Raw genomic sequence first — 18,087 nt, 5'->3', positions numbered from 1 at the left:
TCGACGGGATTAAAAGCAAAAATTTTATAACCGCCTGGCCCCGACAATACTGCGGGCAGGGGTTTCTCATGACCGACGCCGCAACCAGACATAGCATGTCTGGCGGTTTTCTATTAGAATTGGCTATTTGCGCAGCAGCGCACTGTACGCGCAACCTAGCAACACCAACCGGATGAGTTCTATGGAGCAAACCCCGCAGTCTCAGCTTAAACTCCTCGTTGCCAAAGGTAAAGAACAGGGCTACCTGACCTATGCCGAGGTGAACGATCACCTCCCGCAAGACATTGTCGACTCTGACCAGATCGAAGACATCATCCAGATGATCAACGATATGGGTATTCAGGTGGTTGAAAACGCCCCGGATGCCGATGACCTTATCATGGCTGAAGGTGGCACCGCCGATGAGGACGCTGCCGAAGCAGCTGCCCAGGCACTGGCATCTGTTGAATCTGAGATTGGTCGTACGACCGATCCCGTCCGCATGTACATGCGGGAAATGGGTACCGTCGAACTGCTGACCCGCGAAGGCGAAATCGACATCGCCAAGCGGATCGAAGACGGTATCAACCAGGTACAAAGCTCAGTTGCCGAGTACCCGGAAGCGATTACCTATCTGCTTGAGCAGTATGATAAATACGAAGCCGAACAGCTTCGTCTGTCCGATATCATCTCGGGTTTCATCGATCCTAACGAGACCGACGACGTCGCGCCGACCGCGACTCACATCGGTTCTGAACTCGGCGAAGACGATCTGGCCGACGAAGACGAAGATGAAGACGAAGATGAAGACGAAGACGGCGAAAGCTCGGACGACGACGGTGACGGTGGTCCGGATCCGGAAGTCGCTCGCGAAAAGTTTGGCGAGCTGCGTGCCCAGTATGAGGTAACGCGCCTCTCCATCCAGAAGAATGGCCGCGCTCACGAAGACACCCAGGCTGCGATTGCCCTGCTGGCCGATGTGTTCCGTCAATTCCGCCTGATGCCCAAGCAGTTCGATCGCCTGGTCAACAACATGCGCGAGATGATGGAGCGGGTCCGCGTACAGGAACGCATCATCATGAAGCTCTGCGTTGAGCAGGCCAAGATGCCGAAGAAAACCTTCGTCGCGGCCTTCACCAACAACGAGTGTGAAACTGCCTGGTTTGAATACCAGAAACAGGCTGGCAAAGCCTGGTCTCCGCGTCTGGTCGAGATGGACGAAGAAGTGCTGCGTTCCATCGGCAAGTTGCAGCAGATCGAAGAAGAGACTGGTCTCTCCATCGCCCAGATCAAGGACATCAACCGCCGCATGAGCATAGGTGAGGCCAAGGCCCGCCGTGCGAAGAAAGAGATGGTTGAGGCCAACTTGCGTCTGGTTATCTCTATCGCCAAGAAGTACACCAACCGTGGTCTGCAATTCCTGGATCTGATCCAGGAGGGCAACATAGGTCTGATGAAGGCGGTAGACAAGTTTGAATACCGTCGTGGTTACAAGTTCTCGACTTACGCTACCTGGTGGATCCGTCAGGCCATAACCCGCTCCATCGCGGATCAGGCCCGTACCATCCGTATCCCGGTACACATGATCGAGACCATCAACAAGCTCAACCGTATCTCCCGTCAGATGCTGCAGGAGATGGGTCGTGAACCGAACCCGGAAGAGCTGGCCATGCGCATGGGCATGCCGGAAGACAAGATCCGCAAGGTATTGAAGATCGCCAAGGAGCCCATCTCCATGGAGACGCCCATCGGTGATGATGAAGACTCCCACTTGGGCGACTTCATCGAAGATACCACGCTCGCTCTGCCGGCTGATGCGGCGACCAGCGAAAGCCTGCGCAACGCGACGCGCGAAGTGCTGGCTGGCCTGACTGCCCGCGAAGCCAAGGTACTGCGGATGCGTTTCGGTATCGACATGAACACTGACCACACCCTCGAGGAAGTGGGCAAGCAGTTCGACGTCACCCGTGAGCGTATTCGTCAGATCGAAGCCAAGGCACTGCGCAAATTGCGCCACCCGAGCCGCTCGGAAGTGCTGCGCAGCTTCCTGGACGAATAGTCCCGGGTATGTGCCCAGAGCCGTCGTCTCAAAAGCCCCGCCATGCGGGGCTTTGTTTTATCCGGACTTTACGGGACGTGAGCGGGTTGGCAGGAATATTGGCAGGAAAGTGGACAAAATGTCGCCAAGTGGTTGATCTACCTATAGACTGGCTTCTCTACATCCCCTATAATCCACGCCGCAAAACCAACAATCTGGCCCCTTAGCTCAGTTGGTTAGAGCAGTCGACTCATAATCGATTGGTCGCCCGTTCAAGTCGGGCAGGGGCCACCAAATTCCGTAAAAAGGCCGCTCATCATGAGCGGCCTTTTTGTTTCTGGCTATTTACCAGCATCGATCCAGATCGGCGGCGTAGAGGGCAATGGCGAGTCGACAAGGGACAGACCCGGCCAGGGGCGCGCGGGTCTGTCTGACATGTCAGGAATGCTGATCCTGACGCGCCGGCACTTGCTGCGGGCGTGCGCCGCGCACCGCAGGCAACATGCGCACCACCAGATTGCTGCGCTGGCGCCAGGAGGTGAATGCGAGGGCCGTCAGGTGCAGCGCGATCAGCCCTTGCAGCGCCCAGGTACACCAGAGGTGCCAGTCATCGGCCCCCAGTTCGAAACCCAGCTCTGTGTTCTGGAACCAGCCGCTACCGGCGGTGGCCAGTACGGTCAGCCAGAGCGCCCATACCGCCAGCTTGCCGCTACCGTGATGGCCGGGGGTTGCCGGGGTGCGTTCACGCAGCTCCACGGCCTGCTGGTGAAAATCTGCCCGGCTCGGGATCAGGGCTCGCAGCCGGGCATGGCCCCTGGCGAAAGAGAACCCCCACACCAGGCGCAGGCTGATCAGTGCCATGGCGGCATACCCCAGCCATTCGTGCCACTCTTCCCCGGCATCGTTGAGCCAGAGGTTGCCGATACAGGCGGCCGCCACACCCCAGTGGGTGAGGCGGACCAGACTATCCCAGTGAAAGGGCTCAGCCTTTTTGCTTGGCATATTTGTGGTACTCCTTCTTCAGGTCATTGACCTTGGCCAGGTGCTCACGCGCCTTGGCTTCGTCACCCGCCTTGAGGGCTGCCAGGCTGGCATCCAGCTCGGTCTGCACCTCGTTCATCCCTTCCAGAAACTTCTCTTTCTTGGCGGCAGGCATGTTCTTCTGCTTGGCGACGTCGAGCTGAGCCTTCATCTCGTTGATGTGTTTCTCCATGGAGGCTGCGTCGCCGGCCTTGACGGCCTGCTTGTAGTTGAAGCCGATCTTCTTCATCGGTTGTTCCAGCTCGCCGGCCATGGCGGGCAGGGTCATCAGGCCAAACATCAGGGGCAGCAACAGGGGGCGAACAGTTTTCAACATGGGATTTCCTTATTTAACGACATGCTTATCAATTTAGATTGGTTTCTTATGAACCCTTATTTGGCGTTCATGTCAGGCATGATGCCATGAGCCACCGTGAACTGTTTGTGAAAATTGCTGTTTTTTGTCACAAATGGTAACGCCAGAGGGGAAAATGTGAGGGCGGTGGTGAGGGATCCCCCTGGGGCAAGGGTGAGAGCCGTTAACAAATCCAGCCGGTCGCACCATATGAAAAAGGGCCCGCAGGCCCTGATGATAATCTGTGTGTCACAGGTGGAAATTACTGCTGCTGCTCGCGCTCGATGGCACGCCAGCCGATGTCCTTGCGGTAGAAGAGGCCGTCCCACTTGATGCGAGCCGCCAGCTGATAGGCCCGCTGCTGGGCTTCGGCGACGGTATGGCCGAGGGCGGTGGCGCACAGCACGCGGCCACCCTGGGTCAGGCTGGTATCCCCTTCCAGCCGGGTGCCGGCATGGAATACCTTCTCGCCGGCCACTTCATCCACCGGCAGTCCGCTGATGGGGCGATTGCTGCTGTAGTCGCCAGGATAACCGCCCGCTGCCAGCACCACGCCGATGGCGGCGCGGGGGTCATAGATGGCCTCCTTCTGATCCAGCTTGCCGGCGCAGGCGGCCAGGCAGAGTTCCACCAGATCGGATTGCATCCGCAGCATGATGGGCTGGGTTTCCGGGTCGCCGAAACGGCAGTTGAACTCGATCACCTTGGGGTTGCCCTGGCCATCTATCATCAGGCCGGCGTAGAGGAAGCCGGTGTAGACATTGCCTTCGGCCGCCATGCCACGCACGGTCGGCATGATCACCTGCTCCATCACCTTCTGGTGCACGTCCGCCGTCACCACGGGGGCCGGGGAATAAGCTCCCATGCCACCTGTGTTGGGGCCTGTGTCGCCATCGCCGACTCGCTTGTGATCCTGACTGGTGGCCATGGGCAGCACGTGCTCGCCATCCACCATGACGATGAAGCTCGCCTCTTCCCCGTCCAGAAACTCTTCGATCACCACCCGGGCACCCGCTTCGCCGAACGCATTGCCGGAGAGCATGTCACGCACGGCGTCTTCCGCTTCTTGCAGGGTCATGGCGACGATCACGCCCTTGCCCGCTGCCAGACCATCGGCCTTGATGACGATGGGGGCGCCCTTCTCACGCAGGTAGGCCAGTGCCGGCTCCACCTCGGTGAAGTTCTGGTAGTCGGCGGTCGGAATGGCGTGACGGGCCAGGAAATCCTTGGTGAAGGCCTTGGAGCCTTCCAGCTGGGCAGCGGCGGCGGTTGGGCCGAAGATGGGCTGACCGGCGGCGCGGAAGGCATCGACCACCCCTTTCACCAGCGGCGCTTCCGGCCCGACTATGGTGAGGCCTATCTGTTTTTCCCTGGCGAAGGCCAGCAGTCCCTCGATGTCGGTCGCCTCGATGGCGACGTTCTCGACACCTGGCTCCAGCTGGGTGCCCGCATTGCCCGGTGCCACGAAGACGTGGTGTACCAGTGGGGAGTGTTTGGCCTTCCAGGCCAGGGCGTGTTCACGACCGCCATTGCCAATGATCAGTACTTTCATCGTATCGCTCGCTTCTATTCGTGGTAACCGACTCGGCCCGCAGATGGCGCGTCGCCGGTTGAAAATAGTCAGTGGAAAAGAGACAACAAAAGGGCCGCCAGCGGCGACCCTGACCCATCAGTGACGGAAATGGCGCATGTTGGTGAACACCATTGTCATGCCGTGTTCGTCGGCGGCGTCGATCACCTCCTGATCGCGCATCGAGCCACCCGGCTGGATGACGCAGGCGATGCCGGCGGCCGCTGCGGCATCTATGCCATCGCGGAACGGGAAGAAGGCATCGGAGGCCATGACGGAGCCCGCCACCGTCAGCCCTTCATCCTCGGCCTTGATGCCGGCGATCTTGGCGGAGTAGACCCGGCTCATCTGGCCGGCGCCGACCCCTATGGTCTGGCCCTCTTTGGCGTAGACGATGGCGTTGGATTTGACGAACTTGGCCACTTTCCAGCAGAACAGCAGGTCTTTCAGCTCGGCCTCGGTCGGTTGGCGCTTGCTGACCACCTTCAGGTCGCCCTGGGTCATCATGCCAAGATCCCGCTCCTGCACCAGCAGGCCGCCGTTGACCCGCTTGAGGTCAAAGCCCTGAGCCGGCGCAGTCCACTGGCCGCACTCGAGCAGGCGCACGTTCTGCTTGTTGGAAACGGCGTCACGGGCTGCCTGGCTGACGCTCGGGGCTATGATCACTTCCACGAACTGGCGGGCGACTATGGCGGCGGCGGTAGCCCCATCCAGTTCGCGGTTGAAGGCTATGATGCCGCCAAACGCCGAGGTGGGATCGGTCTGGTAGGCGCGCTCGTAGGCCGTCAGCAGGTCGTCACCTATGGCCACGCCGCAGGGATTGGCATGCTTGACGATGACGCAGGCCGGCTCGCTGAACTCCTTCACGCACTCCAGCGCAGCATCGGTATCGGCGATGTTGTTGTAGGAGAGCGCCTTGCCCTGCAGCTGTTGGCTGCTTGCGACTGAGCCCGATGCGGCCTGCTCTTCGGCATAGAAGGCGGCAGCCTGATGGCTGTTTTCGCCGTAGCGCATGTCCTGCTTCTTGATGAACTGGCTGTTGAAGGTGCGCGGGAAACGGGACTCGGCGTCGCCTTCCTTGTTGTCACCATAGCTAGGCACCATGGTGCCGAAGTAGTTGGCGATCATGCCATCATAGGCGGCTGTGTGCTCGAAGGCGGCGATGGCAAGGTCAAAACGGGTAGCAAGCTGCAGGCTGTTGCCGTTGGCATCCATCTCGGCGATCACGCGCGCGTAGTCGGCTGCCTTGACGACTATGGCTACGTCTTTGTGGTTCTTGGCGGCGGAGCGAACCATGGTCGGGCCGCCGATGTCGATGTTCTCGACCGCATCGGCCAGGGTGCAGCCCGCTTTGGCCACGGTCGCGGCGAAGGGGTAGAGGTTGACGACAACCATGTCGATGGGGGAGATAGCGTGCTGGGCCATGATGGCGTCATCTTGATCGCGACGACCGAGAATGCCACCGTGGACCTTGGGATGCAGGGTCTTGACCCGGCCATCCATCATCTCGGGGAAACCCGTGTAGTCGGAGACCTCGGTCACCGGCAGACCCGCATCGGCGAGCAGCTTGGCGGTGCCGCCGGTGGAGAGCAAGGCCACGCCACGTTCGTTGAGTGCCTTGGCAAATTCCAGGATGCCAGTCTTGTCAGACACACTCAGCAGTGCACGGCGAATGGGTCGAGCTTGTTCCATCACACTATCGTCCTCAGCATAACGGGGACCGTTCCATGGGAGACGAGGCTCAACACAGAGAGTCCCCAAATAAATGGAAGTGGGGGATTTCGCAAACCACTCTCGCCAAAAAGACCTGCTGTTGGCAAACGTGTTTTAGGAAATGCCCGCTTGACGCGACGCTCTCTTGTGGGCGCGTATTCTACACAAAAAATGTGAGCTGTGGTGGATTTTTTAAGGTGACAAAGCCTTGTCTGGTGCGGTGTTAAACGTTTTCTGGTGGTTTTTTGTGAAACGTTTGTCTTTTCAGTGTTTTGATGGAAAAAAAGTGACCGCGGCACCTTTTGCTTGCCCGTTTTCTGCCCCTGGCTGGCAATCCATTGGCAAAGGGGCGATAGTGGGTTCCGGTTTTTTGAACGGCAAATCCAATGGGGGAGAGGGCATGTATCGGATCGGGGAATTGGCCAAGGCGTGCGGGGTAAAGGCGGATACCCTGCGTTTTTACGAGAAGAACGGCCTCATCTCGCCCGGGATCCGCAACGAGTCCGGTTACCGCCTCTATGGCGAGCAGGACAGGCGGCGACTGGAGTTCATCATACGTGCCAAGTCGGTGGGCTTCTCCCTTGCCGACATAGGTGAGCTGCTGGATCTGGATACCAACAAGGCCAAAGTCACCTGTCAGGAGGTGAAGGCGGTGGCCGACACCAAGCTGGCCCAGGTGGAGCAGAAGATCATGGAGCTGACCCGCTTTCGCGAGAACCTGCGCGAGCTCTCCAACATCTGCTGTGGCGGCCCGCGCTCGGCGGAGCACTGCGCCATCCTCGAGACGCTGGAGTCCGGAGCCCCGTCCCGCCACGAGCATCACGATCATGAGCACTGAATCTATCAGCACCAAGCAGCGCCCACGGATCTCCGCCTTCCTGGCGCTCTCCCTCGACGGCTTCATCGCCGGGGAGGGGGACAGTCTCGACTGGCTGACCCCCTTTTCCAGTGACTCGCGGGAGGAGACCGGCTACAACGCCCTGATGGCGGGCGCGGATGCACTGCTGATGGGGCGCAACACCTTCGATGTCGTGCGCGCCTTCCCTGAGTGGCCCTACGGCGACAAGCCGGTGGTGGTGCTGACCCACAGGCCGGCCGAGCCGGCTGTGAACGTCTCTTTCCGGCAAGGCGCCCTGGCGCAGGTACTGAGCGAGCTGTGGCAGGAGGGCGCGCGCCACCTCTATCTGGACGGCGGCAATCTGGTGCGCCAGGGCCTGCAAGCCGGGCTTGTCGACGAGCTGACCCTGTTCTGGGTGCCGGTCACCCTGGGCGCTGGCGTGCCGCTGTTTGCGGGCACCCTGCCCGGCGGCCTCAACCCCGTCTCCAGCACTCTGCTGCCGAGTGGTCTGGTGCGGGTCGTCTACCGGCCGGGATCCTTGCCGCCCGCCGCCTGAATCCTTGCGCCACCCCCGCTTGCACTCGGCTTCGGGGAGGCGCACAATCGGCGCGTTTTTCGCCACCGTGGGATCCACTTCGGCCAGGCGTTGAACAATCGCTTACGAGAGTCAGTCATCGCAAAGGAGCCGATATGGCCAAGCAGAAGGTGGCTATCGCCACCACAGAGCCCGCTCACGATCATCAACGCGGGGTCATCCAGGACAATCACCTCAAGGCATTGGTGACCTCCCCCCTGTTCCAGGCAAGGGTTGAGCCCAGCAAGAAGGGCAAGGGCAGTTATCAGCGCAAGGCCAAGCACGGCAAGCGGTGGGAGCCCGGCCAACAGCAGATGATGAGCGTCTGCTGCTGAGCGGGTTTCTGCCGTAGGCAGGAAGTAAAAACAATCGGGGCGCCAATGGCGCCCCGATTGTTTTTCTATTCGATGGTTCTGGCTCACTGTCTTACAGCAAGATTGTGAACCCGTCTTTACTCGTCCATAAATAGCTCGAGCAGCACATTCAGATAGCGATGGCCGAGGGCCGTCAGCTGCCAGCTGTCGCCGAGATCCTCGATCAGCTCCTTGGTCTGGGCAATCGCCAGCATAGTCTCCACCCGCTCCAGGCCCAGGCCGGTGTAAGCCTCGAACTCCACCTTGGGGGCTGGCTCGAACAACCTGAACCGGTTCATGAAGTACTCCAGCGGTAGTTCGTCCTCGCTCACCTGCCACTGCTTGTCCAGATAAGAACGTGCGGGATCCAGATAGCCTTTCGGGTGCTTCACCTTGGCGCTGCGCAGTATCTGGCCGGAGGCCAGATCCGTCATCTTGCCGTGGGCGCCGCAGCCGATCCCGAGATAATCGCCGAAGCGCCAGTAGTTGAGGTTGTGGCGGCACTGATAGCCCGCCTTGGCATAGGCCGAGATCTCGTACTGCTGATAGCCCTGGGCGGTGAGCATGGCGTGGCCCTGCTCGTAGATGTCCCACAGGGTGTCATCCTCCGGCAGGGTGGGCGGCTTGGAGGCAAAGGCCGTGTTCGGCTCTATGGTGAGCTGATACCAGGAGAGATGCGGCGGTGCGCAGTCGATGGCCTGCTGCAGGTCATAGAGGGCGTCGTCCAGGCTCTGATCCGGCAGGCCGTGCATCAGATCCAGGTTGAAGGTGGGCAGTGCGATGGCGTGGGCCAGTTCGGCGGCCTTACGCGCCTCTTCGGGGCCGTGGATGCGGCCGAGCCGGGTCAGTTTTTCTTGCTGGAAGCTCTGCACCCCGATGGAGATGCGGTTGATGCCCGCCCGCTGGAAGCCGGCGAACTTGTCCGCCTCAACCGTGCCCGGGTTGGCCTCCATGGTGATCTCGCAATCCGGGGTCAGCGCGATACGGGCGCGCACCCCGTCCAGCAGGGTTTGCATGGCCTGGACGCTCAGCAGGCTGGGGGTGCCGCCACCGATAAAGATGGAGGAGAGCGGACGCCCCTGGGCCCACTTCAGATCCTGATCCAGATCCTCCAGCAGGGCGGCCACGTACTCGAGGTGAGGCAGCTCCCCTTTCTGGGCGTGGGAGTTGAAGTCGCAGTAGGGGCACTTCTGGACGCACCAGGGCACATGGATATAGAGGGAGAGGGGCGGCAGTTGCAGCATGGGGCTTCCAATAATCAAAAATAAAAACGGGGGCTGACGGCCCCCATTGTAGATGACAATGCTTGATTGGTGAGGGGCTACGAACTCAGTGAGTCGCAGCCAGCGCGGCTTTCAGCCTGGCCAGCGCCTGGCCGCGATGGCTGAGCTGGTTTTTCAGCTCGCTCGGCATCTGGGCCGAGGTGCAGTCATGGTCGGGCACGAAGAACACGGGATCATAGCCAAAGCCGTGCTGACCGCGGGGTTCGTCGATGATCATCCCCTCCCAGCTCGCCTGGCAAATGATGGGGGTGGGATCGTCGGCGTGGCGCATGTAGACCAGCACGCACCAGAAGCGGGCGCTCTTGAGGTAATCGGGGGCGCCTTTGAGCTCGGCCAGCAGCTTCTCGATGTTATCCTTGTCGCTGGCATGCTCGCCGGCGAAGCGGGCGGAGTAGACGCCGGGGCGACCGTGCAGCAGATCCACTTCCAGACCCGAATCGTCGGCGACGGCGGGCAGACCCGTGATGCGGGCGGCGTGGCGGGCCTTGATGATGGCATTCTCGACGAAGGTGGTGCCTGTCTCTTCGGCATCAGGCACAGCAAACTCGCTCTGTGGGATCACCTGGATCTTCATATCGGCCAGCATGGCGGCCAATTCCTTCACCTTTTTCTGGTTACCTGTTGCCAGGACAAGCTTGTTCATCGAGCACCTCCGCAAAAATAATCTGCGCATTCTATGCGGGGCACGCCTTGAGTAAAAGCGCCAATTGCCCTCAATACCGCCCTGGCTTGCCACTCCTGTGGCCCCGGTGGAGATGCGAACAACTTACATGTTTCCGTATAGGAATAACCAAAGTGATTAAATACCATTTCAATTCATTACTGTGAGTCAGTAGACTCGCGCCCCAATCGATTTTCCCTTACGGCTTGAGGTGACTGATGCCATTGATTCTTCTGCTTGTCCTGCTGGTGCTGTTCAGTCCATTGGCCATTGACATCTACCTGCCCGCCATCCCGCAGATGGCCGAGCAGCTCGGTGCCGAAGCGACCCTGATGCAGGGCACCATCACCTGGTTCCTGTTCAGCATGGGACTGGGGCAACTGCTGGTAGGGCCGCTCGCCGACCGTTATGGCCGCAAGCCCATCGCTCTGGGCGGCGTGCTGCTCTACGGCCTGAGCGCACTGGCGGCCGGTTTTGCCGCCAGCCTGGGTGAGCTGATGCTGGCGCGGGTGCTGCAAGGCTTCGGTGCCTGTGCCACCTCGGTCGCTGCCTTCTCTGTGGTGCGTGACAGCTATGGCCCCAAGAAGAGCGGCCAGATGATCTCCTACCTGAACGGCGCCATCTGCTTCATTCCTGCGCTGGCGCCGCTGCTCGGCGGCTGGCTCACCGCCAAGGCTGGCTGGTCTGCCAACTTCTGGTTCATGGCCGGTTATGCGGTCGTCGTCGGCAGCTGGCTGCTGTGGCGCATGCCGGAGACCCGCCCGGACGAGACCAGCAGCAGCGGCCCGCTCATCAGCTGGTCCCGCTACAGCCCTGTGCTGCGCTCCCCGAGCTTCCTGTTCAACGCCTCTCTTTGCATGTTGGCGATGGCGGTGATCCTGGCCTATGTCACGGCTGCGCCAGTGCAGCTGATGGTGAAGCTGGGGCTGGACATGAGCGGCTTCAGCTACTGGTTCACCGCCAATGCGGCGCTGAACATACTGGCCTGCTTCCTGGCGCCCCGCTTCATCGCCAGAGTGGGGCCGAGACGCACGCTGCGCATCGGCCTGCTGGTGATCACGCTGTCGGCCATAGCACTGACCCTGGTGCAGCACGTCGAGCATCCGCTGGCCATGATGGGGCCCGTGTTCTTCTCCAGCATCGGCTTTGCCATGGTGCTGGGGGCGGCAGCCGGCATGGCACTGGCTCCCTTCGGCCACTGCGCCGGGACGGCGGCGGCCCTGCTCGGTCTGTTCCAGATGAGCGGCTCTGGCGCCCTGGTGGGGATCACTGGTTGGTTGATGCCGGATCCGCTCAATCAGCTGGCGCTGCACATGTGGCTGCTGTTGCCGCCGCTGTTGCTGCTGTTGACCCGGCAGGGCCGGCGCTTGTGTTTGCAATAAATCCTGTGCTCTGATGGGCACACTCAGGGGGCCATGAGCCCCCTTCTCTTTTGCAGGCGATACCTCGCCTGACCCTAATGACAGACCCGTGGAGAAAACCGGATGAGCCAGACTCTCAACGCCGCCCTGGTGGGCTATGGCTTCGCAGGCCAGACTTTTCACGCCCCCTTCCTGACCAGCACTCCGGGGCTCTCCCTCGGTTGGGTAGTGAGCCGGGATGCCGCCAAGGTGCAGGCCGAACTGCCCGGTTGCCGGGTCGGCTCGCTGGAGCAGGTGCTGGCCGATCCGAACGTCGATCTGGTGGTGATCGCCACACCGAACGATACCCATGCCCCCATAGCCCGTCAGGCGTTGCTGGCCGGCAAGCACGTGGTGATCGACAAGCCGTTCGCGCTGGATCTGGCCGAGGCGAAGGCCCTGGTGGAGCTGGCCGGGAAGCAGCAGCGGCTGCTCAGCATCTTTCACAACCGGCGCTGGGACGGAGACTTTCTCACCGTACGCCGCCTGCTGGCAGAAGGTGCCCTGGGGCAGATCGCCCAATTTGAATCCCACTTCGATCGCTATCGTCCACAAGTGCGCCAGCGCTGGCGCGAGGCGGGCGGCCCGGGCTCGGGTCTGTGGTTCGATCTCGGTCCCCACATTCTGGATCAGGCGTTGCAACTGTTCGGCCAACCGGACTGGCTGCAGGCGGATTTGGCGCAGCAGCGCCCAGGCGCCCTGGCGGATGACTACTTCCACCTGGTGCTGGGCTATGGCGAGTTGAGAGTGATATTGCACGGCAGCTGTCTGGTGTCGGCCACCATGCCCCGTTTCGTCATCCACGGCAGTGAAGGCTCGTTTATCAAGTTCGGCATGGATGTGCAGGAAGATCAGCTCAAGCTCGGCAAGCGGCCACCGGCGGCGGACTGGGGCCTCGACAGCGAACCCGGCCAGCTCAGCCGCATTCGGGATGGTCAGCTCCAGCAGCAGACTGTGGTCGGTGAGGGCGGGGATTATGGCGCCTACTATCGCGGCGTCTGCGCCGCCATCAAGGGGGAGGGAGAGAATCCGGTGCCGGCCAGCGAGGCACTGGCGGTGATGGCGCTGCTGGATCTGGCCCGTGACAGCCACCAGCAAGGGAAGCGGCTGGCTTGTCAGAACTTGTCTGACTGAGATGCATATCTCGCCTCTCACCCGAATGGGGAGAATCGCCGTTTATCGCCAGTAATTACGCCAGTTGCGGTGTTTTATTGTACAGGTTGACCGAATGGTGAGTGTTTTGTATTAATGTTTGTCGTTGTAGCAGTTCTTTTCATCCAGCCAACGAGAAAATATCATTGTGATACTCGTTTTCATTAGGCGCGTATGGGGATATATTTCGCGCGCCTCTTGGCTCCCGGCCTATGGGTTTCTAACCGGGTGAAAGGACGCACTGTGATGGTTGAACGAACCATCTCTCCATATTTTTTTGAGGGTATGCACATGAACAAAGTACTGGTAGCCGGTATCCTGGGTCTGATGTTGACCGCTTGTGGTCAGAAAGAAGAAGCCGCCGCTCCGGCTGCTACTCCGGCCGCCGACGTTGCTGCAACTGTTGAGAAAGCCGCTAGCGAAGCCACCTCTACCGTAGAGAAGGCTGCTTCCGAAGCGACTGCAACCGTCGAGAAAGCTGCCTCCAAGGTTGAAGCCGCAGTGAGCGATGCCAAGGCCAACTAAGCCTGCACCTCTGCTGAAGACGGGTCCGGAGCCAAGCTCCGGACCCGTTTTTTTATGTCTGGCGGGCAAGGTCCCCCGCGGTTGGCCAGCCCCTTCTTGCCTAGACCGCCGGGTTGAGCCGGGCGGTGAGCACATGATCCTCCCAGCGGCCATTGATCATCAGATAGTCACGGGCCAGGCCCTCCCGCTCGAAACCGAGGCGCTCGAGCAGGGCGGCGCTGCGCAGTGTGATGGATTGGCATATGGCTGGCCTGATGGCGTTAGACCGCCGGGTTGAGCCGGGCGGTGAGAACATGATCCTCCCAGCGGCCATTGATCATCAGATAGTCCCGGGCCAGGCCCTCCCGCTCGAAGCCGAGGCGCTCGAGCAGGGCACCACTGCGCAGATTGGTGGGCATATAGCTTGCCATGACGCGGTGCAGGCCGTGCTCCCGAAACAGGTACTCGATGCCGGCCTCGACCACCTCCTGCATCAGGCCCTGGCCTTCATGGGCCTGATCGATGGCATAGCCAAGATGGCAGGCCTTGAACATGCCCATCAGTATGTGGGTGAAGTTGCAGGTGGCGATCACCTGCTCGCCCTGGGGGTCGAGCGCCACCAGATGAACGGCGCTGCCGTTGAAGAACTGGCCATAGCTGTCGCGCAGGCGGCCATGCCAGTGGCTCAGGGTATAGAAACTCTCGTCCCGGCTGGGTTCCCAGGGGGTGAGGTGAGCGCGATTGCGCAGATAGAAATCCAGCATCAGGTCGGCCCGCTCGGGCGGCAATACGGTGAGTCGGGTACGGGCCGTGCTGAGGTGCGGTAGTGCCATCAAGGTTCCCTCTGTGGATTCATAAGCATGGTGCCAGCCAGGGCGGCCTCGGCCATCAGTGATCTCGTTGCCTTAACCACTCATCGCGCAGCAGGCCGTAATGGACGTGATCCACCACCCTGTCCGCCAGCCGTTCGGCCCGCCGGCTGATCCCCTCCTGCTGCATGCCGAGTCGCTCGCACACAGCCCGGCTGGGCTCGTTCTCCACCGCCGCGCTGATCTCGACCTTCTCCATCCCCATCTCCTCGAAGGCGTGGTGGATCAGGGCCTGACAGGCGCGGGTGATGATGCCGTTGCCCTGCCAGCGTTCCGCCAGCCAGTAGCCTATGGTGACCTTGGCCAGCGCCTGATCGATCTGGTTGTAGCCGATGACGCCGACCACCTCGCCCTGATACTCGATGGCGGTGGTCAGCCCCTCGCCGCGGGCAAACTTCTCGATGGCGTGGCGGATGAAGGTGGCGCTGTCGGCCGGTTGCTGTATGTAGGGGGGCCAGGGCAGCCATTGGGTCAGGTAGTCACGGTTCTCCCGGCACAGGCCAAAGAGTTCGCTGGCCATGTCGGGCTGCAGGAACAGCAGCGCCAACTCATCGTCCAGTTGCCATGAAAACATCCTTACCTCCCTGCCGCGTCTTGGCCCGGTGCGGGCCGCCAAACAGCCAATGTAGCCAATCAACCCCTTGTGCGCCAAGGACTTTCAGTCTCTCGCCTGCGTTCGCTATCCCCATATGGAGGGGCCTGTCTTGGGGGCTGTACGAGGCCTTGTCATTCTCCGCCCTTTTTTAGCGTCATTCACTGCCTTTAGTTCTGTTTGCGCTACCAAACATATGAAACAGCAGATCCTGCTACCGGTTCGTGCTGCGCTGTCACATATGACAGGCAGCAATTTCGATCGTGCCAACTAGTGTAGGAACGCCGGGCAACGGACCCGGCGTGCAATCTTCATCGACTTAAGGAAAGACGAGATGAACAAAGTCTATTTGGCCGTGGTATTGGCCTGCTGGGGAAGCGCAGCGCTGGCTGCAGAACAGGTTGACGTACATCAGGTGGCGGGCATTCAGGGGGCACCGAGCGGTGCCGCTGGGGTGAGCGCGCTGGCCGGGGATGGCGAGTTTCGTCAGGTGCGGGCGGTCAAGCTGCCCAATGGCCAGCAGCGGGTGCGCTATGAGCAGACCTGGCACGGCATCCCGGTCTGGGGCCAGGTGCTGGTGGCCGAACAGTCCCTCGGTGGTCAGATAAGCCAGGTCTCCGGCCAGATCCTGCGCCAGATCGATGCCGACGTGGCCAGCCCGACCGCCGCCCTGTCACCGGCCGATGCCGCTGGCAAGGCCCGTGCCGGGGCCAAGGGCAGCAACGAGCGGGTCAAGCTGTTCGTGATGCAGGATGAGGCCGGTCAGGCCCGTCTGGTCTATCTGGTCTCCTGGCTGGCGGCAAGCGAGCAGCCGAGCCGTCCCTTCGTGGTGATCGATGCCCAGAGCGGGGCCGAGCTCAAGCGCTGGGAGGGGATCAACCACAAGGACGCCACAGGCCCGGGTGGCAACGTCAAGACCGGCAAATACTTCTACGGCTCCGACTTCGGCCCCCTGCTGGTGGACGACAGCTGCCGCATGACCAGCCCGAACGTGGACACGGTCAACATGAATCACGCCACCACGGGGGGGGCCGTACACCAGTTCACCTGCCCGGAGAATACGGTCAAGGAGATCAACGGTGCCTACTCGCCGCTCAACGATGCCCACTACTTCGGCAACGTGGTGTTCGACATGTACCGCAACTGGTACAACACGGCGCCGCTCAGCTTCAAGCTGAAGATGCGGGTGCACTACAGCCGCAACTACGAGAATGCCTTCTGGGACGGCAGCCAGATGACCTTCGGTGACGGCGCCACCACCTTCTACCCGCTGGTGAGCCTGGACGTGGCCGCCCACGAGGTGAGCCACGGTTTCACCGAGCAGAACTCGGGTCTGGTCTACTCGGGCCAATCGGGCGGCATCAACGAGGCCTTCTCCGACATGGCGGGGGAAGCGGCTGAAAATTACATGAAGGGCAGCAACGACTGGCTGGTCGGGGCCCAGATCTTCAAGGGCAACGGCTCGTTGCGCTACTTCGAGGATCCGACCCGTGACGGCAGCTCCATCGGTCATGCCAGCGATTACTATGACGGCATCGACGTGCACCACAGCTCGGGTGTCTACAACCGTGCCTTCTACCTGCTGGCCAACACCAGTGGCTGGAATACCCGCAAGGCCTTCGAAGTGTTCGTGCTGGCCAACCGCCTCTACTGGGGCGCCAACACCACCTACGATCAGGGCGCCTGCGGCGTGACCAAGGCGGCCACCGATCTGGGCTACAGCGTGACTGACGTGGCGGCGGCCTTCACCACGGTCGGCGTCAACGCCTCCTGCGGTACCACACCGCCACCCCCCGGCAGCGTGCTGCAAAACGGGGTCCCGGTGAGCGGGCTCTCCGCCGCCAAGGGTGGCAAGGTGAACTTCACCATCGACGTGCCGGCCGGCAAGAGCCAGCTGGTGGTCGCCAGCAGTGGCGGCACAGGCGATGCGGATCTCTATGTGAAGTTCGGGGCGCTGCCGACCGGCACCAGCTATGACTGCCGCCCTTACAAGAGTGGCAACACCGAGACCTGCACCCTGAATTCGCCCAAGGCGGGTACCTGGTATGTGCAGCTGAGCGGCTTCAGCGCCTTCTCCGGTGTGACCCTCAAGGCGACCTACTGATCCCTGCTTGATGTGACTTAGCGTTTGGCGCCGGACTTGTCCGGCGCTTTTTTATGCGGGTTTGCCAGACCAGCGCCGGGCCAGGGTGCGAGCGGCTTCCAGCACCCGCTCCTTGGCGGGGTTGGGCCGCTTGCCGCTGCGCCAGGCCATCATGACATCCCAGTGATCCTGCGGCAGATCCACCACATCCAGCTGGACCAGGCGGCCAAACTCCAGGTCCCGGCTGATGGCGAGCGCCGGCATCAGGGTGATGAAGCCGTGCTCCAGCGCCAGTTCCCGCGCCGCGCTGGCGGGCTGGATGGCGTGCAGCGGGCTTGCCACCTGGCGCAGCAGTCGCAGTTGCAGGATCAGCTCGTCGCAGCCTGTGCCCCACTGCTGGGGGGCCAGCCGTTCGTTGGCTATGTCCTGCAGGGTCAGCCCCTGCCGCCCGGCCAGCGGATGGGTGGCGCAGGCCACCGCTATGATGGGGGAGCGGTAGAGCAGTTCGAGCTGGATGCCGGCGATGGCCGGGCACTTGAGGATGAAGCCGACGTCTGTCTCACCGGTCAGCAGCTCCTGCATTATGATGCCGGAGTGATCCGTGTTGCAGCGGATCTCGAACGCTTCATCCACCAGCGCCAGCAGCAGGGGGCCAAACACCACGGTCGTCAGGGAGGGCAGGCAGGAGAGCTTGATGCGGGGCAGGGCAGGCGCCCCCTGCATCGCCAGGCGTCCCCCTTCCAAGGCACTCAGGGCCGCCGCCGCCGCAGGCAGAAACTGCTCGCAGGCTGGAGTGGGCGTGGCGCCGCGTCTGTGGCGGCGAAACAGGGGTTGTCCCAGCGCCTGTTCCAGCACGGCGATCCGCTGGCTGACCATGGGTTGCGACCAGCCGCGAATGGCCGCCGCCTTGCTGAAGCTGCCGCGATTGACCACATCCAGTAGTAGTTGCAAGTCATCCAGGGTCATAGCCATAACGTAATCCAATATGAAATATAGCCAGTTGTCGGCTACCACTATATCTGGCGGCCTTCCAGAATAGCAGTATCAATCGTTGTGCATTGGCATATTGCCATGCCGGGTCAGAGGGTTGCAGTCACCCTTGA

17 protein-coding genes, 1 tRNA gene and 1 pseudogene are annotated in these 18,087 nt (G+C 61.4%); 9 read left to right on the top strand and 10 right to left on the bottom strand.

All coding sequences use genetic code 11. The features are described 5' to 3' along the window. Positions 1 to 142 precede the first annotated feature (142 nt). Together rpoD and BN1118_RS05655 are read left to right on the top strand one after the other, a co-directional pair. Positions 143 to 2,038, top strand: coding sequence for an RNA polymerase sigma factor RpoD (rpoD, locus tag BN1118_RS05660; protein WP_290019324.1), 1,896 nt, complete (start codon positions 143 to 145; stop codon positions 2,036 to 2,038). A 196-nt stretch (positions 2,039 to 2,234) separates the two neighbouring features. Then, positions 2,235 to 2,311: transfer RNA gene (locus tag BN1118_RS05655), tRNA-Ile, on the top strand. 144 nt (positions 2,312 to 2,455) lie between these two features. Here the strand turns inward: BN1118_RS05655 and BN1118_RS05650 are convergent. From BN1118_RS05650 to purH, 4 genes are all read right to left on the bottom strand, one after another. Further along, entirely contained in the window at positions 2,456 to 3,019 is a 564-nt protein-coding gene (locus BN1118_RS05650) for a cytochrome b/b6 domain-containing protein (RefSeq protein ID WP_043554941.1), read from the bottom strand. Continuing rightward, positions 3,000 to 3,374, bottom strand: a complete 375-nt coding sequence (locus BN1118_RS05645; RefSeq protein WP_043142093.1) for a cytochrome b562 — start codon at positions 3,372 to 3,374, stop codon at positions 3,000 to 3,002. The genes BN1118_RS05650 and BN1118_RS05645 overlap by 20 nt, the downstream gene beginning before the upstream one ends. Positions 3,375 to 3,654: 280 nt before the next feature. Continuing rightward, a complete protein-coding gene (gene purD, locus BN1118_RS05640; RefSeq protein ID WP_043554940.1) occupies positions 3,655 to 4,944 on the bottom strand; it encodes a phosphoribosylamine--glycine ligase in 1,290 nt (429 codons plus the stop codon). Positions 4,945 to 5,061: 117 nt separating this feature from the next. Then, positions 5,062 to 6,654: a bifunctional phosphoribosylaminoimidazolecarboxamide formyltransferase/IMP cyclohydrolase gene (gene purH, locus BN1118_RS05635; protein WP_043554939.1), complete on the bottom strand. Its 1,593-nt coding sequence runs from the start codon at positions 6,652 to 6,654 to the stop codon at positions 5,062 to 5,064. 421 nt (positions 6,655 to 7,075) lie between these two features. Between purH and zntR the strand changes: the two genes are divergently transcribed. The 3 genes from zntR (at position 7,076) to BN1118_RS05620 (ending at position 8,422) form a co-directional block, all read left to right on the top strand. Further along, the gene (zntR, locus tag BN1118_RS05630; protein WP_043142084.1) at positions 7,076 to 7,513 is read left to right on the top strand and encodes a Zn(2+)-responsive transcriptional regulator; all 438 of its coding nucleotides are present in this window, start codon (positions 7,076 to 7,078) and stop codon (positions 7,511 to 7,513) included. Between the two features lie 4 nt (positions 7,514 to 7,517). Continuing rightward, positions 7,518 to 8,069: a dihydrofolate reductase family protein gene (locus tag BN1118_RS05625; protein WP_378039944.1), complete on the top strand. Its 552-nt coding sequence runs from the start codon at positions 7,518 to 7,520 to the stop codon at positions 8,067 to 8,069. A gap of 134 nt (positions 8,070 to 8,203) precedes the next feature. Then, a complete protein-coding gene (locus BN1118_RS05620; RefSeq protein ID WP_043554937.1) occupies positions 8,204 to 8,422 on the top strand; it encodes an alternative ribosome-rescue factor A in 219 nt (72 codons plus the stop codon). 116 nt (positions 8,423 to 8,538) lie between these two features. Here the strand turns inward: BN1118_RS05620 and hemW are convergent, their stop codons facing one another. Next, positions 8,539 to 9,684: a radical SAM family heme chaperone HemW gene (gene hemW / locus BN1118_RS05615; protein WP_043554936.1), complete on the bottom strand. Its 1,146-nt coding sequence runs from the start codon at positions 9,682 to 9,684 to the stop codon at positions 8,539 to 8,541. 85 nt (positions 9,685 to 9,769) lie between these two features. Further along, positions 9,770 to 10,366 carry an XTP/dITP diphosphatase gene (locus tag BN1118_RS05610; RefSeq protein WP_043554935.1) on the bottom strand — a complete coding sequence of 199 codons (597 nt, stop codon included), beginning with the start codon at positions 10,364 to 10,366 and terminating at the stop codon, positions 9,770 to 9,772. A 236-nt stretch (positions 10,367 to 10,602) separates the two neighbouring features. Between BN1118_RS05610 and BN1118_RS05605 the strand changes: the two genes are divergently transcribed. The 3 genes from BN1118_RS05605 to BN1118_RS05595 all read left to right on the top strand — a co-directional run bounded on the left by BN1118_RS05605 (position 10,603) and on the right by BN1118_RS05595 (position 13,461). Continuing rightward, positions 10,603 to 11,766, top strand: a complete 1,164-nt coding sequence (locus BN1118_RS05605) for a multidrug effflux MFS transporter (protein ID WP_043554934.1) — start codon at positions 10,603 to 10,605, stop codon at positions 11,764 to 11,766. A gap of 102 nt (positions 11,767 to 11,868) precedes the next feature. After that, positions 11,869 to 12,918 carry an oxidoreductase gene (locus tag BN1118_RS05600; RefSeq protein WP_043554933.1) on the top strand — a complete coding sequence of 350 codons (1,050 nt, stop codon included), beginning with the start codon at positions 11,869 to 11,871 and terminating at the stop codon, positions 12,916 to 12,918. 309 nt (positions 12,919 to 13,227) lie between these two features. Further along, complete coding sequence (locus tag BN1118_RS05595; protein WP_043142271.1) at positions 13,228 to 13,461, top strand: hypothetical protein; 234 nt, start codon at positions 13,228 to 13,230, stop codon at positions 13,459 to 13,461. Between the two features lie 100 nt (positions 13,462 to 13,561). Here the strand turns inward: BN1118_RS05595 and BN1118_RS21590 are convergent. From BN1118_RS21590 to BN1118_RS05580, 3 genes and pseudogenes are all read right to left on the bottom strand, one after another. Then, positions 13,562 to 13,684, bottom strand: a pseudogene (locus tag BN1118_RS21590) (30S ribosomal protein S5 alanine N-acetyltransferase); the annotation flags it as partial. A 37-nt stretch (positions 13,685 to 13,721) separates the two neighbouring features. Continuing rightward, entirely contained in the window at positions 13,722 to 14,273 is a 552-nt protein-coding gene (locus BN1118_RS05585) for a GNAT family N-acetyltransferase (RefSeq protein WP_043554930.1), read from the bottom strand. 55 nt (positions 14,274 to 14,328) lie between these two features. After that, positions 14,329 to 14,883 (bottom strand): GNAT family N-acetyltransferase, encoded by a 555-nt coding sequence (locus tag BN1118_RS05580; protein WP_043554929.1) that lies wholly within the window; start codon positions 14,881 to 14,883, stop codon positions 14,329 to 14,331. A 352-nt stretch (positions 14,884 to 15,235) separates the two neighbouring features. Between BN1118_RS05580 and BN1118_RS05575 the strand changes: the two genes are divergently transcribed. Further along, complete coding sequence (locus tag BN1118_RS05575; protein WP_043554927.1) at positions 15,236 to 17,005, top strand: M4 family metallopeptidase; 1,770 nt, start codon at positions 15,236 to 15,238, stop codon at positions 17,003 to 17,005. Between the two features lie 51 nt (positions 17,006 to 17,056). On the opposite strand, the gene BN1118_RS05570 is transcribed toward BN1118_RS05575, so the two are convergent. Then, the gene (locus tag BN1118_RS05570) at positions 17,057 to 17,956 is read right to left on the bottom strand and encodes a LysR family transcriptional regulator (RefSeq protein WP_043142060.1); all 900 of its coding nucleotides are present in this window, start codon (positions 17,954 to 17,956) and stop codon (positions 17,057 to 17,059) included. Positions 17,957 to 18,087 lie beyond the last annotated feature (131 nt).

This window comes from Aeromonas bestiarum (assembly GCF_000819745.1).
Taxonomy (GTDB): Bacteria; Pseudomonadota; Gammaproteobacteria; order Enterobacterales; family Aeromonadaceae; genus Aeromonas; species Aeromonas bestiarum.
Note: the sequence above shows the minus strand (reverse complement) of the source record. Positions and strands in the feature narration are given on the sequence as shown.